Genomic DNA, 13,121 nt, shown 5'->3' with positions numbered 1-13,121 from the left:
GAGAATCGGTCACCGCAGTCTCAGTACATGAAGGCCCCCTTCCTTGCGCCAGGCGCAAGGAAGGGGGCCTTCATGTACTTGGGGGGCTTACTTCTTCCAGACGATCGGGTCGTCCTTGTACCCGTCACCGTCGCTGTAGGTCGCGCCGCCGACCTCGCCGCCGTCGCGCACGGCCTGGAGTTCGCAGGTGTCGTAGGTCGCGCCGACGGTCTTGAAGTCCTTCTTCGCTGTCTCGGACTGGCAGTTCGGGGTCTCGCCGGTGATGATCACGCCGGTGCTCTTGTTGTTCGGGCCCACCGCGCGCAGCCGCACCGTGCTGTAGGTGAGGTCGGTGCCGCCGACGTTCTCCACCGTCATCCGGATGTACACCGGCGTCATGCCCTTTGCCTTGTCGCCGTACGCGGCGAGGTCGTCCTTCGGGCCCAGTTCGATGGACTTCACGGTGATCGCGACGGTGCCGGTCTTGTCGGTGCCGTACTTGAACGGGACGACGGCGCGGTCGCCGACCTTCAGTTCACTGCCGGGCGCGGTGGCGTCCGCGTTCGAGACCGGGACGGTGCCGGTGGTGGCGGGGGAGGACGCCGCGGCCGACGTCGGCGCGGGCGACGGGGCGGGGGTGGGGGTGCCCGATTCCTCTTTGCCACCACAGGCGGAAAGCAGCAGAACGGCGGCGCAGCCGGTGGCGGACAGGGCGATGCGGTCGAACTTCATGGATCTCCTCGGACTCCCCGCCGAATCCTGCTCCGGCGTTCTCGCCACGCACCGTAGTCGACGGCGGAGTAGAGCGGTGTGGGCCATTCGCACCACGAATGATCACGAAAAGGTTGCGCTGATCGGCCCATGGGCACGTCCGCCGAACCTGTACCCGCGTGCTCGTGACGCACCGTAGCCGCAGCTGATGATCGCGACTGTGGCCCGTTCGCACCACAACCGATCACAAATCGCTTACGCCGATCAGCCCATCCTGGATCGCCCGCGCCACGAGCGCGGCCTTGGTCGGGGCCTCCCGGCCGATCTGGGCGTACTTGACCCGGATTCGCTCGAGATGCGAGTTGACCGTGTTCGGCGAGATCCCCAGCCGGTGCGCGACGAAGTCCTTCGACTCCGACTGAAACCACTCGATGAGCACTTCGGTCTCCCGCGCCGAGAGGGCGGGACGCCGGTCCGAGCGGTCCCCGGCCAGCGCGCCCGCCAGCGAAGGCGGCGTATACGGCCGGTCGGCGGCCGCCGCGCGCACGGCTTCGAGGAGGTGTTCCGCGCCCTCGGCCTTGGTGAGATAGCTGAGCGCGCCGAGTTCGAGGCACTGCAGGACGGTCTCGTCGTCGGCCCGCATCGAGTAGACGACGACGCGGCGGCCTGCCTCGGTGAGCCTGCGCAGATCGCCCATCGCGGGGGTGGTGCTGTTCAAGTGCAGGTCGAGGATGACGACGTCGGCCCGCGCCCCTTCCCCGATCCAGGCGGCACGCACGTCCTCACCCTCGGCCACCACCTTGACCGGCGGGGTCCCCGAGGACAACCAGTGCACGACCCCGGCCCGCACGGCCGGATGATCGTCGACGACCACCGCGGTCAGTTCGGTCGCGAACGCCATTTCGCCTCCATCCACGATCGTTCTCCCAGCGCGTGCCATTCGACGTCGACGGCGCCCGATCCGTTCACCGCCGCGCCCGGTTCACCGTCGGTGATCGCCGCGACCCGGACCTCGTCGCCGGTGCGCAAGACGCTGACCCGCGCCTGTGACCGGGCGGCGACCAGCGCGGTCATCAGCGGACCGGTCAGCTCGCGGCGGACCGCCGTCGGCACGGCCGCCGGTTCGCCGCTGACCGCCAAGGCCACCGTCAGCCCGCGTCGTTCGGCGAGGTCGACGCACGCCGACACCTCGTGCACCAGCGGATCGGGGACGTCGTCGTTCTCCGCGAACAGCCGCCGCAGCTGCGTGGCCGCGAGCGCGCACCGCCGCTGGACCGCCTCGTCGCGCGGGTCCAGTGTGCGGTCGGCCAGTCCGGCGAGCAGCGGCAGGGTGGCGCCGAGCTGACCGGCGAACCGGCTCCGCTGGTCGGCTTCCCGTTGCTCCGCGAGCGCCTTGCGGTGAAGCAGCCGGTCGCGTTCGGCCGAAGCCTCCGCGGCTTCGCCCGCCCGCCGGTTGACGACCCTGATCAGCGTCAGCGTCGCGGCCTGGAAGGTGAGCACGCTGAGCCCGACGATCACCAGGCTGCCGATCTCACCGCGATCGGTGGGCGCCGAACCGATCTGCCGGAAGAAGGTGAGTGTCATCTGGAGGATGAGCCCGCCCATCGCGAGCGCGGGGCGGTCCAGCAGCAGCACCAGCAGATGCCAGCCCGCGAGGCCGGACGCCCAGTCGTCGCTGTCGAGCAGCCTATCCGGTGGCAGCGCCCAGATGGCGGTCGTCGACGCGGCGAGGACCACCACCGCCCCCGCGAGCGCGACCGGCCAGGGCACCGGCTTCCAGCGCAGGACCCACCACGCCGCCACGACGAGCACCACGGCGAGCGCCGTGAACGCGATCAGATCGGCGGTGTCGTCCAGCCGGGCCAGGCTGAGCCCGACCTGGATCGCCGCCGTCGCGAGCAGGACCGCGATCCGGCAGCCACCGAGGACCCGGTCCGCCGTCTCATCCATCGGGCCACACCAGTTCCACCGTGGTCCCCGCACCGGGCGTGGAGGTCACCTTCGCGCGGCCGCCCACCGCGGCCATGCGCTCCACGAGCGAGCCTCGGACGCCTCGCCGCTGCGCCGGGGTCCCGGCGGGATCGAACCCGCGGCCCTCGTCCCGGACGGTCACGCGTACGCCGTCTTCGACCGTCAGCCGGGCTTCGCCGACGCCCGCGTGCCGGTCGACGTTCGCCAGGGCCTCGCGTACGGCGCGTACCAGCGCGAGCGCCGCGGAGGCCGGGATCGCCGGGAGCGGTGACCAGTGTGTCTCGACCTTCACCGGGCTTTCCGCGAGCACTCCGCGCAATGAGGTTTCGAGATCGACCACACCACCGGGGCCGGACTCGCCGGTGAGGATCGCGAGATCCCGGCGGGCGTACTCGGCGACCTCGGCCGGGCCCGCGCTCTCCCCGCGCTGGGCCACGGTGAGAAAGGTGGCCGCCGCCGTGTCGTGCAGGACGGCCAGATACTCCCGTTCCTGACGTCGTCGTTCCACGGCGAGGGATTCCTCACGCGCGAGCCGGGCGCGCCGCTCACGCAGGTCGTCGATCCGGCGGGTGGTGCGCAGCAACAGGAGGAAGGCGCCCCTGGCGAGCGCGGCTTCGAGCACCACCCGCAGCACCACGAAGAGGCCGTCCTCGAACCCGAGCGGCACCACCTCGATCGCCAGCAGGCAGGCGACGGCGGGCACGGTGACCTTCGGCGGCCATTCCCATTGGAGGGTGATCGCGGTGATGGTGAGGACGTTCAACGCCCACTGGTTCAGCTCGCCCACTTCGGGCGCGGTCAGGAACTGGGTGCCGCAGATCGCCGCGGCGCGCACCAGCGTCAGCGCGAACGTCACCGGCTTGCCGCGGCCCGTCTTCCCCGCCAGCTGCTCGGCCACGGCGGTGCCCAAGGCCAGCGCGAGCAGACCGAAGCCGAGAGGGAGCGCGCCCGACGGCGTCGCGAGCACCCCGAATACACTGATCACCAGCAGCCCGACGCCCCGCGCCGGTCCGGCGAACCGGCCGACCACCGTCAAGAACTCCGCTTCGACGGAGGTCTCACGAGCGGATGGCACGGCAGCAGTCAAGCAGACGCCTTGAGCGTGGGCAGGTCCAGCACCTCGCTTTGACGGGGGCACCACGACGGCGTGCCGTCGACCAGTTCGGCCGAGCTCGTGTCCGTCCACTTTGGTGTCCAGGGTTTTCGCCTTCCACCAGGGATTTCGTGGTCTGGACAACACTGGACGGCCACGAACGGAGGTGGGTGACCCATCTCGCCCGGTCGGGGGTATTTCGAGTTTTCGATTGTGCTCGCCCGGTCGGCCGGCACAAGAATCGCCCCATGCGTGCAAGGCGGTTCGCCTCGATTTCTGCCGGTGCCGCCGCGGTGGTGTGCGTGGCGGCCCTCGTCGTCACCGATGGGGCGGTCGCCGACCCGTTGCCGGGCGGACTGGGACCGTGTGTCGGACCCGCTTGTCCCGGCACGTACCCCCCGGTGAACAACAAGGACTACGCCGGGCGGGACAACGGGATCAACGTTTATGTCGGTGGCGAATTCCAGGTACGCGAAGCGGCGGCGGAAGCCGAAGGCCGAGTCGTCGTCCTCGGTGATTTCGACATGGCGAAACGAGCCGGTGCGTCCGCCGTGTACAACGTCGGCATCGCCGGGGTCGGCTCACGGGTCCCGCCGCCGGACGGGGCGGATTTCCTGACGACCGGCGGGGACGTGAGCATCGCGGCGGGACAGCGGCTGCTCGCCGAAAGCGGTGTGGTCCGGCACGCGGGAACGGTCATCGGGACGGTGGTCGGCGAACGCGAAAAGGACCCTTACGCGGCGAAACCGTATCTGGGCCTGCGTGAGGATCTTCGCGTGGCGAGCAAGTGCTACGCACGCGAGGACTCCACCCCGCGGCCCGCGACGGGCACGGCGCGCAACGAGGGACACCGCACTCTGTTCACCGGGGACGGGAAATCCGCCCTGCAGGTGTTCACCGTGGACTTCGACCTGACCGGCCGCAACGGCGGCATGCAGGGAATCGCGTTCGCCGGCATTCCGGCCGGGGCGACGATCCTGGTCAACATGGTGGGGGCGGAACGGACGATCAACACCTACACCGGTGACCTCGACGACCGGGACCCGCTGAACAAACTGCGCGAGCGGCTCCTGTGGAACTTCCCGGACGCCACCAAGGTCAAGATCGCGGGTGGCGCCCAGTTCCAGGGAAGCGTGCTGATCGGCGAACCGGGGAGCACCGCGACGGTCACCGCGTCCGGGATGAACGGCCGGTTCTTCACCACGGGCTCGCTGGTGCACACCTCGGAGGCGACTGGTGGCGGCGGGCAGGAGTTCCACGCGTATCCGTTCACCGGCGACTTGCCCGGCTGCGTCACCGCGCCGACCACGACGCCGAGCAGCTCGACGTCTTCGTCATCCAGCTCCACCAGCCCGACGACGACCAGCAGCAGCTCGGCGACGACCAGCAGTTCGACCAGTACTACCACGACGTCGAGTAGCGTGCCGTCGAAGACGACTTCGTCCAGCAGCATGTCTTCCAGCAGCACTTCGAGCACGACCCCGGGCGCGGGGGTGACTGTCAGCACCACTCCGGGACAGCCGATCGCGACCACCCCGGGTGGCGGGCCGTCCGACAGCGGCCCGCTGGCCTCGACCGGCAGTGAACTCCGGGGCCTGCTGGTCTCCGGCCTGTTCCTGCTGCTTATCGGCGGCGCGCTGGTGGTGCTCACGATCCGGTCGAGGCGCCGCGAGTCCTAGGAGAGCTCGGCGAGCGCGGTGTCGATGATGTCGCGGCGATCCGCCAGCAGGGCCTCCGCGGCCGTGCGGCCCGTCGCGGCCAGGTAGGCGTCGACGAGCCGGTTTCCCACGGCGTAACCGGCTCCGGCCGGGAGACCGACCGGTGTGCCGCCGTAGCGGGCGGCGGTCTCGTCGCCGTGTACCCAGGCCGTGAAATTCCGCATACCGGTGATCTCCAGCCCGGAGACGACTTTCGCGAACACCGCGTCGTCGTGCAGATGCGGCACGCCGATACGGGCATAGCCGAGTTCGTCGCCGTACAACTGGCGAGCGAAGGCGTCGGCTAGCCCCTCGGACACGATCTGCTCGCCGACGGTGACCGTCGCCGGGTCCCAGATCACCCCGCCGGGGCTGTACCGGAGATTGTGGTTCAGCTCGTGCACCGCCGTCGCCTCCAGCCGCGCCAAGTTCTCCGGGTACGGCCAGAAGGTGAGGTAGATGTAGCCGGACACGCTGCCGTTGGCCGACATTCCCAGGTTCGGCCCCAGGAAATGCGCGTCGCCGGGATCACCGAGGACGGTGAGGACGGTGATGTCCGGTACCGCGAGTTCCGGGGTCGCCGCGAGTTGTGCGGTGACGGCGTCGTCGAGTGCCCGCCGGATACGGTTCCAGGCGTCGGCTTCGTGCAGGGTGTCGAGGGCTTCGAGACAGCGCTCTTCGTCGCGGTCGAGCGGGAAGCCGGAACTCATCGCGTGCATGGCGACGAGATCTACTTCGCCGGGGAAGTAGCGGTACATACCGGCGGCGGGCTCGACCATCGCCGTGAGCAGCGCGGCACGGTCGGCCGGCGGCGCGCGCAGGATCTCGCGCATCGCCGGGCAGGTGTCCAGAACGGTGATCGTCATGGAGGCGACGGTAAAGGCTCCAGTGGGGGGGAGACTCAAGCCTCGCGAGAACCAGGGAGAATCCCGGATGCCGGTGGCGGCACCCGCTCTTAACGTCGTGATCATGATCCGACGGATACTCCTCGTCCTCCTCGCGGGGGCGGCGGTCTGCCTCGTGCCGTGGACCGTCTACCTCGCGCATACGCTGCCCGACCGGTACGACACCGGCCAATGGCGCGCGGCCTGGGTCGGATTCGACGTCGCACTCCTGGTCTGCTTCGCGGCAGGGGCATGGCTCGGGTTGCGCCGCCGCCGGGCGGCCGTCCCGCTGCTGTCGGCCACGGCCGCGCTGTTGTGCTGCGACGCGTGGTTCGACGTCATGCTCGGCTGGACGTCGGACGAGCGGTGGGCCAGTGTCGCGCTCGCGGCTTTCGTCGAGATCCCGGTCGCCGTGGTCCTGGCCCTCGCCGCAAGGCGGCTGCTGAGCACGGCGATGCCCCAGCGGACCGTGACCTTGCGTGACATCGAGCTGCGGGAAGACCCGCGATACCAGCGGGTGACACGCGAACTGCCCGCCACCGCCGAACAGGTGGCGCGGAACACCGGACTCAAACGGGCCGAGGTTGCCGAATGTCTGAAAACCTTGCAGGACAACGGTTTCGTGCGTCGTGGCCGGAAAGGGGAGTGGGTCTCGCTCCCGCAGGACCTGCGCGAGCCGAAACCGGAGGACTACGACGGCGCGGACCGGGAGCGGGTCACCGCGTTCCTCGACGCGAAGTACGAGAACGAGGTCGCGCTACTGTCCTGGGCCGCGTCGCATCGCGACGAGTTCGGCCCGTGGGCGACGGCTCAGCGGACCTCGACGCGGCTGACCGAAGAGGAATTCCGCGCACTGGACGCCGAATACCGCGAGCTGATCAACCGGTACTGCCAACGCCGTCGACGCTCGATGCCAGGCGAGCAGGAGCTTTCCGTGCGCTTCTACGCCTTCCCGCCACCGGAGGCCGTGCCGTCCTAGGGAGGTGGGGGCGGGTCGTGATGTCCCCAACGTGGCTTTGGGGACGCTGACCGTCTCCAAAGTGGCATTGGGGACATGCCCGGCTCCCGACCCCCTCAACGAGATGCCGCGAAAGCCGCTTTCGCATTGCTGAAGGGCCCAAAGTGGCTTTTCCGACACAGCGCGAAGACCGCTACCCGGCATAGAAGCCTTCACGGCACGCCACGTTTGCCTTACCCCTCAAACACCCGTCATTACCACTCACGACAGCCTAGGGATGCCGCCAGGCGAGGAACGTCTCCAGCGTCGTCAGCCGGTGCTCCCGCACGGCCAGTTCGATCTCCCCGGCAGGCGCCTTCCTGTCGAACAGGTCGAGGATCTTCTGGTGCTCCAGCACGGATTCGTGCGCGCGCCCGGGGACGAAGCTGAACGTCGACGTGCGCAGCCCGGCCAGCCGGTTCCAGCCGCGGATGACCAGATCGAGCACCTGCGGGTTGGGGCAGGTGCCGAACAGGACGCGGTGGAAGTCGCGGTTCAGCGCGGTGAACCGCGACGGCTCGAAGTTGTCGAGGCAGGCGGTCAGTTCCGCGTTGAGTCCCTTGGCCTCCTCGAGTGCCTTGCCGGGCAACGACGGCGCCGCCAGCGCCGCGGCGTAGCCCTCGACCAGGGCGAGCGTCTGCATCGTGTGCTGGTAGTCGCTCTCGTCGGCCATCGCGACCTGCGCGCCGATGTTGTGCTCGTAGGTCACCAGCCCTTCGGCTTCCAGCCGCCGGACCGCTTCGCGTACGGGCACCGTGCTGACCCCGAGTTCCTGCGCGATTTGCCCGAACACGAGGCGGTAGCCGGGGGAGAAGGTGCCGTCGTCGATCCGCGCCTTGAGCCAGTGGTAGGCGATCTGCGACTTGCTCTTCGCGGTCCCGTTCACCGCGTCGCCCGCGGTCACGAGTAGTGCAGCCAGACGGATTTGGTCTCGGTGTACGCGTCGATCGCCCACGGTCCCATCTCGCGGCCCCAGCCGGACGCCTTGTAGCCGCCCCACGGCGCGGCCATGTCGGGGATCGGCGGCATGTTGACGAACACCGCGCCCGCCCGGATGCCGTTGGCGAACCGGTGCGCGACACCGAGGTCGCGGGTCCACACGGTGGCCGCGAGCCCGTACTCGGTGTCGTTCGCGCGCGCCAGCAGCTCGTCCGGATCGTCGTAGGCGGTGACGGCGAGGACCGGCCCGAAGATCTCTTCGCGCATGATCGTCATGTCGTCGGCGACGCCGGCGAACAGCGTCGGCGAGTAGAAGTAGCCTTCGCGATCGACGACCTGGCCGCCGGTGACCAGGTCGGCGCCCTGTTCGCGACCTGTCGAGACGAGGAAGTCCACGTGCTCGCGGTGTTTCGCGGACACCAGCGGCCCGAGCTGAGTGGACTCGTCCAGGCCGGGCCCGAGCTTGAGACTTTCGAGCCCGGCGGCCAGTTTCGCGACGAACTCCTGTTCGCGCTTGCGGTCGACGAAGAACCGGGTGTACGCGGCACAAACCTGTCCGCTGTTCAGGGTCGCGCCCGCCAGGTTGCCCGCGACGGCGGCGTCGATGTCGGCGTCCGAGGCGATGATGCTGGGTGCCTTGCCGCCGAGTTCGAGGGTGAGCCGTTTGAGATTGGACTCCGCGCTGGCGGACGTGATCAGCTTTCCGACCGCGGTCGACCCGGTGTAGGACAGGTGGTCGACGTCGTCGTGCTTGCTCAGGAGCGCGCCCACCGCGCCGTCGCCGGTGACCAGATTGACCACGCCCGGCGGGAACCCGGCCTCGCGCACCAATTCCACCAGCCGGATGCTGGTCAGTGGCGTGACCTCACTGGGCTTGATCACCACCGTGTTCCCGGTGGCCAGGGCGGGCGCGAGTTTCCACACCAGGATCATCAGCGGGAAGTTCCACGGCGTGATCAGCGCGTTCACCCCGACCGGCTCGCGGCGGGTGTAGTGCAGGGTGTCCGGGAAGGACACCGGGTTGGTGGTGCCCTGGATCTTGGTCACCCAGCCGGCGAAGTACCGCAAATGCTCGGCCGCGCCGGTGACGCTGACCTGGCGGGAGATACCGATCGGCTGCCCCTGGTCGCGTGTTTCGAGCGCGGCCAGTTCCTCGTGGTGCTCGTCGACCAGTGCCGCCAGCTTGAACAGCAGCGCGGCCCGCTGAACCGGCAGCAGGCCCGCCCACGCGGGGTCGTTCAGTGCCTTCCGGGCGGCACCGACGGCGGCGTCGACGTCGGCGGCCGACGCGGTGCCGACCTCCTCGATCACCTGGCCTGTGGCCGGATCGTACGTCGGCAGGGATCCGCCTCCGGCGGCGGTCCACTGTCCGTCGATGAACAGGCTTGTGGCCATGGCTAGCTCCTCCTCGACCTGGATGTGATCGAGTATCGGGCGCCACCGGCTTCCCGGTCTTGCTCGCCAGGGCACGCCGATTGTCGGCCAGCGAACCGAATCCGCCGGACGGCGTCCCGCCTTGCGAGGGTGGTGGACATGGACGTCATCGTGGTGGGAGCGGGTTCGGCCGGTTCGGTGGTCGCCAGGAGACTGGCCGACTCCGGGGCGTGGGTCACCCTGCTCGAAGCGGGCGGGCCGGACACCAACCCGGCCATCCACGACCCCTCGCGGGCGGGCGAGCTGTGGCACGGCCCGGAGGACTGGGACCACTACACCGTGCCGCAGCCGCACGCGGCGAACCGGCGGCTGCATCTACCACGCGGCAAGGTGCTCGGCGGGTCGCATTCGCTCAACGCGATGATCTGGGTGCGCGGTGCCCCCGCCGACTACGACGGCTGGGACCTGCCCGGCTGGCGGTGGGACGACGTGCGCCCGGTGTTCGAGCGGATCGAGAAGGACTTGCTCGACGTCGTGCCGAACGAGCCACTCCACCCGATCCAGCAGTCCATTGTGGACGCCGCTGTGCAGACCGGTCTGCCGTTCAATCCTGACTACAACGGCGACGAACTCGACGGCGTGTCGGTGCAGCGCGTCACCACGCGGGACGGGAAACGGCTCAACACCTGGCTCGCCTACGGGTTCCCCGTCGCGGACCGGATGACCGTCCACACGGGAGCGCTCGTCCACCGGTTGCTGTTCGAGGGCGACCGGGTGACCGGTGTACTGGCCGAGGTCGACGGCGAGCTGCGCAAGGTCTTCGCCGACGAGGTCGTGCTCGCCGCGGGCGCGCTGGCGTCACCGGCGATCCTGCTGCGCAGCGGCGTCGGTCCGGCGGACGAACTGGCCGCCCAGGGCATCGACGTCGTCGTTGATCTGCCGGGCGTCGGCAAGAACCTGCACGATCACCTGCTCTCACCGGTCATCTTCGCGACCGATCGCCGTCAGGTCGAGCCGCCCGCGCCCGGTCGCTCGGTGACCCAGACCCATCTGTTCTGGCGCAGCCGTCCCGGTCTCGCCGTGCCCGACACCCAGCCCATCCACTTCAGCGTGCCGATGTACGAAGCATGGATGACCGGCCCCGAGACCGGGTTCTCGCTGATGGCGGGCATGGTCACGCCGCGCAGCCGGGGCAGCCTGCGGCTCTCCGGCCCGAGCCCGCTCGACGAACCGCTCATCGACCTCGCCGCACTGGAAGACCCGGCCGACTTCGAGAGCCTGGTCGCGTCGGTGGAGCAGTGCCGGGAGATCGGCCGGGCACCCGCGCTGGCGGAGGACTGGGGCGCCCGCGAGCTGTATCCGGGACCGGACACCGATGTCCGTGACTACGTCCGCCGGACTGCCATCACCTATCACCACCAGGTCGGGACCTGCCGGATGGGCACCGGCGAGCTGGCCGTGGTCGATCCGACGCTGGCCGTGCACGGACTCGAAGGGCTCCGGATCGCCGACGCGTCGGTGCTGCCACGCGTGACCACGGGCAACACCAACGCGCCGGCGGTGCTGGTCGGTGAGCAAGCGGCCAGGTTCATCCTCGGCCGATAGTGCGGCGCAGCCAGGAGGCCCGGGTGGCGAGCGCGGCCCGGGTCACCTCGCTGTCCGGCGCGATCCGGTCGAAACCGTGGTACGCGCCCGCCCAGACGTGCAATTCGGTGGGCACGCCCGCTCGCCAGAGGCGCCGCGCGTAAGCGACGTCCTCGTCACGGAAGATCTCCGCCGCACCGACCTCGATGAAGGCGGGTGGCAGCCCGGTGAGGTCTTCCGCGGTCGCCGGGACCGCGTACGGCGACGTCTGTCCTTTCAGGAGCGATCGCCAGCCGAATTCGTTGGCCTCTCGGCTCCAGACGCCACGTTCGGCGAATTCCACTGTGGACGCGGAATCGTTGCGGCTGTCGATCATCGGGCACAGCAATAACTGACCGGCCAAGGCCGGACCACCGCGGTCCCTGGCCAGCAAGGCGATTCCCGCGCTGAGCCCGCCGCCCGCACTGCCGCCGCCGACGATCAGGCGGCCGGGATCGAAACCGAGTTCACCGGCGTTTTCGACCATCCAGATCAACCCCGCGTAGCAGTCTTCGAGCGGCGCCGGATGCGGATGTTCGGGTGCCAGCCGGTAGTCCACGGTCACCGCGACGAAGCCGAACTCCTCGACGAGCGCGACCATCCGGGGCAGGTCGGCGAACCGGTCGTCCAGCACCATTCCGCCACCGTGGATGTTGTAGAACCCCGGCGCGCCCCGTTCGGGACGCCGGGGTTTGAGCACGGTGACGACGACGTCTGTACCGGGCACGGTGTGGTCTTCCCAGACGAGGTCCCGGTCGCCGATCGCCTCGGCACACGTCGGGTTCCCGTCGGCCAGCGCCTCACGGACACTCGCGAGCGACTCGGCACCGAGCGGTGGCCCGGACGGCAGGCCTTCGAGGGCTTCGGCGAGTTCGGGATCGAAGGCCGTCACGGGCCCTCCGGATCGACGACACCCCGGTCCGCCCAGTACGGCTCGACGAGTTCGCGCAACTTCTCCGCGCCCACCCGCTCGACGAGGTCGACCGCGCCGAGGTTGTCCTTGAGCTGATCGGTACTGGTCGCACCGAAGAGCGTGGTCGTGTTGGCCGGGTGCGTGAGAGTGAAGGCCAGGCACAGTTGTGCCGCCGTCGCACCGAGTTCGTTCGCGAGTTTCGCGAGTTCCGGGGCGGAGGCGGCGATGCGTTCGCGGATGTCGCCGGGGTCGCGGCCGACCTGGCGCGCGCCGCTGTTCTTGCCCAGCAGGATCCCGCCCTCGAAGATGTCCGAGGACTGCAGCGTGACGCCGAGTTCGCCGAAGACCTTCTTGAAGGGCTCACCGTCCGGAATGGACCGCCGGGCGACGCTGTACTTCAGTTGCGCGATGGCGGGTCCGGGCACGTTCTCCGCCGCGGCGAAGTCGTGCAGGGCCTGGATCGTGGCGGCGGACCAGTTGTTGACGCCCCACTGCCGGATGAGCCCCGCTGCCCGGAGTTCGTTCAGGTCCAGCACCAGTTGGCGCAGGTCGGTGTCGTCGCGCCGGAGATCGCCCAACACCACCAGATCGGCGTGTTCGACCCCGGCGCGGAACAGCGCGTTGTCCAGTTGGTCGCGGAGGTTGTGCTCCGGATAGCCCTCCAGCCAGAGCTTCGCCGAGAGCAGATAGTCGTCCCGGTCGAGCCCGGCCGCCCGGACCATGGCGGAGAACAGCACGTCGGTGTAGACCGGTGTACTGCCGGGGAATCCGTAGACGCCGACGTCGAAGAGCGTGATCCCGCGATCGACCGCGGTCCGGACGAGGTTCACCGCCTCGCGGAAGTCCATCCGGTCATAGGTGTGCCAGGAACCGAGCGAGAGTACGCCGGTGAGCGGGCCGTCCCGGCCGATCCGGCGCTGGGGGATGACGGACATGGGGT

The 13,121-nt window shown here is 69.5% G+C and carries 12 protein-coding genes; 3 read left to right on the top strand and 9 right to left on the bottom strand.

Annotated features, from left to right (window positions below; all coding sequences use genetic code 11):
• Positions 1–87: 87 nt before the first annotated feature.
• From ACZ54P_RS19595 to ACZ54P_RS19580, 4 genes are all read right to left on the bottom strand, one after another.
• A complete protein-coding gene (locus tag ACZ54P_RS19595; protein WP_465462968.1) occupies positions 88–711 on the bottom strand; it encodes a hypothetical protein in 624 nt (207 codons plus the stop codon).
• A gap of 223 nt (positions 712–934) precedes the next feature.
• A complete protein-coding gene (locus tag ACZ54P_RS19590; protein WP_465462967.1) occupies positions 935–1,591 on the bottom strand; it encodes a response regulator in 657 nt (218 codons plus the stop codon).
• The gene (locus ACZ54P_RS19585) at positions 1,570–2,640 is read right to left on the bottom strand and encodes a histidine kinase (protein WP_465462966.1); all 1,071 of its coding nucleotides are present in this window, start codon (positions 2,638–2,640) and stop codon (positions 1,570–1,572) included. The genes ACZ54P_RS19590 and ACZ54P_RS19585 overlap by 22 nt, the downstream gene beginning before the upstream one ends.
• Positions 2,633–3,736, bottom strand: a complete 1,104-nt coding sequence (locus ACZ54P_RS19580) for a sensor histidine kinase (RefSeq protein WP_465462965.1) — start codon at positions 3,734–3,736, stop codon at positions 2,633–2,635. Before ACZ54P_RS19580 ends, ACZ54P_RS19585 begins: the two co-directional genes overlap by 8 nt.
• A 266-nt stretch (positions 3,737–4,002) precedes the next feature.
• Between ACZ54P_RS19580 and ACZ54P_RS19575 the strand changes: the two genes are divergently transcribed.
• Positions 4,003–5,433 carry a choice-of-anchor A family protein gene (locus tag ACZ54P_RS19575; RefSeq protein ID WP_465462964.1) on the top strand — a complete coding sequence of 477 codons (1,431 nt, stop codon included), beginning with the start codon at positions 4,003–4,005 and terminating at the stop codon, positions 5,431–5,433.
• Here ACZ54P_RS19575 and ACZ54P_RS19570 read toward each other — a convergent pair.
• Positions 5,430–6,317 (bottom strand): DUF2268 domain-containing putative Zn-dependent protease, encoded by an 888-nt coding sequence (locus tag ACZ54P_RS19570; RefSeq protein ID WP_465462963.1) that lies wholly within the window; start codon positions 6,315–6,317, stop codon positions 5,430–5,432. The two genes, ACZ54P_RS19575 and ACZ54P_RS19570, sit on opposite strands and share 4 nt — an antisense overlap.
• Positions 6,318–6,420: 103 nt before the next feature.
• Here ACZ54P_RS19570 and ACZ54P_RS19565 point away from each other — a divergent pair, with 103 nt between their 5' ends.
• Positions 6,421–7,314, top strand: coding sequence for a helix-turn-helix domain-containing protein (locus ACZ54P_RS19565; protein WP_465462962.1), 894 nt, complete (start codon positions 6,421–6,423; stop codon positions 7,312–7,314).
• Between the two features lie 250 nt (positions 7,315–7,564).
• Here the strand turns inward: ACZ54P_RS19565 and ACZ54P_RS19560 are convergent, their stop codons facing one another.
• Together ACZ54P_RS19560 and ACZ54P_RS19555 are read right to left on the bottom strand one after the other, a co-directional pair.
• Positions 7,565–8,236: a GntR family transcriptional regulator gene (locus tag ACZ54P_RS19560; RefSeq protein ID WP_465462961.1), complete on the bottom strand. Its 672-nt coding sequence runs from the start codon at positions 8,234–8,236 to the stop codon at positions 7,565–7,567.
• A complete protein-coding gene (locus ACZ54P_RS19555) occupies positions 8,233–9,666 on the bottom strand; it encodes an aldehyde dehydrogenase family protein (protein WP_465462960.1) in 1,434 nt (477 codons plus the stop codon). The genes ACZ54P_RS19560 and ACZ54P_RS19555 overlap by 4 nt, the downstream gene beginning before the upstream one ends.
• Positions 9,667–9,804: 138 nt before the next feature.
• Here ACZ54P_RS19555 and ACZ54P_RS19550 point away from each other — a divergent pair, with 138 nt between their 5' ends.
• The gene (locus ACZ54P_RS19550; protein WP_465462959.1) at positions 9,805–11,250 is read left to right on the top strand and encodes a GMC family oxidoreductase; all 1,446 of its coding nucleotides are present in this window, start codon (positions 9,805–9,807) and stop codon (positions 11,248–11,250) included.
• On the opposite strand, the gene ACZ54P_RS19545 is transcribed toward ACZ54P_RS19550, so the two are convergent.
• Together ACZ54P_RS19545 and ACZ54P_RS19540 are read right to left on the bottom strand one after the other, a co-directional pair.
• Positions 11,234–12,160, bottom strand: a complete 927-nt coding sequence (locus ACZ54P_RS19545) for an alpha/beta hydrolase (protein WP_465462958.1) — start codon at positions 12,158–12,160, stop codon at positions 11,234–11,236. The genes ACZ54P_RS19550 and ACZ54P_RS19545 overlap by 17 nt on opposite strands.
• Positions 12,157–13,116, bottom strand: coding sequence for an aldo/keto reductase (locus tag ACZ54P_RS19540; RefSeq protein ID WP_465462957.1), 960 nt, complete (start codon positions 13,114–13,116; stop codon positions 12,157–12,159). The genes ACZ54P_RS19545 and ACZ54P_RS19540 overlap by 4 nt, the downstream gene beginning before the upstream one ends.
• Positions 13,117–13,121 lie beyond the last annotated feature (5 nt).

The sequence above is a fragment of the Amycolatopsis sp. NPDC034160 genome (assembly GCF_055575355.1).
The sequence above is the reverse complement of the archived record's forward strand: the minus strand, read 5'-3'. Positions and strand labels throughout refer to the sequence as shown.

Excerpts from the sequence above, each read along its gene's own strand:
- ACZ54P_RS19595 (WP_465462968.1), bottom strand. The coding sequence starts at position 711 with ATGAAGTTCGACCGCATCGCCCTGTCCGCCACCGGCTGCGCCGCCGTT.
- ACZ54P_RS19590 (WP_465462967.1), bottom strand. The coding sequence starts at position 1,591 with ATGGCGTTCGCGACCGAACTGACCGCGGTGGTCGTCGACGATCATCCG.
- ACZ54P_RS19585 (WP_465462966.1), bottom strand. The coding sequence starts at position 2,640 with ATGGATGAGACGGCGGACCGGGTCCTCGGTGGCTGCCGGATCGCGGTC.
- ACZ54P_RS19575 (WP_465462964.1), top strand. The coding sequence starts at position 4,003 with ATGCGTGCAAGGCGGTTCGCCTCGATTTCTGCCGGTGCCGCCGCGGTG.
- ACZ54P_RS19570 (WP_465462963.1), bottom strand. The coding sequence starts at position 6,317 with ATGACGATCACCGTTCTGGACACCTGCCCGGCGATGCGCGAGATCCTG.
- ACZ54P_RS19565 (WP_465462962.1), top strand. The coding sequence starts at position 6,421 with ATGATCCGACGGATACTCCTCGTCCTCCTCGCGGGGGCGGCGGTCTGC.
- ACZ54P_RS19555 (WP_465462960.1), bottom strand. The coding sequence starts at position 9,666 with ATGGCCACAAGCCTGTTCATCGACGGACAGTGGACCGCCGCCGGAGGC.
- ACZ54P_RS19550 (WP_465462959.1), top strand. The coding sequence starts at position 9,805 with ATGGACGTCATCGTGGTGGGAGCGGGTTCGGCCGGTTCGGTGGTCGCC.
- ACZ54P_RS19540 (WP_465462957.1), bottom strand. The coding sequence starts at position 13,116 with ATGTCCGTCATCCCCCAGCGCCGGATCGGCCGGGACGGCCCGCTCACC.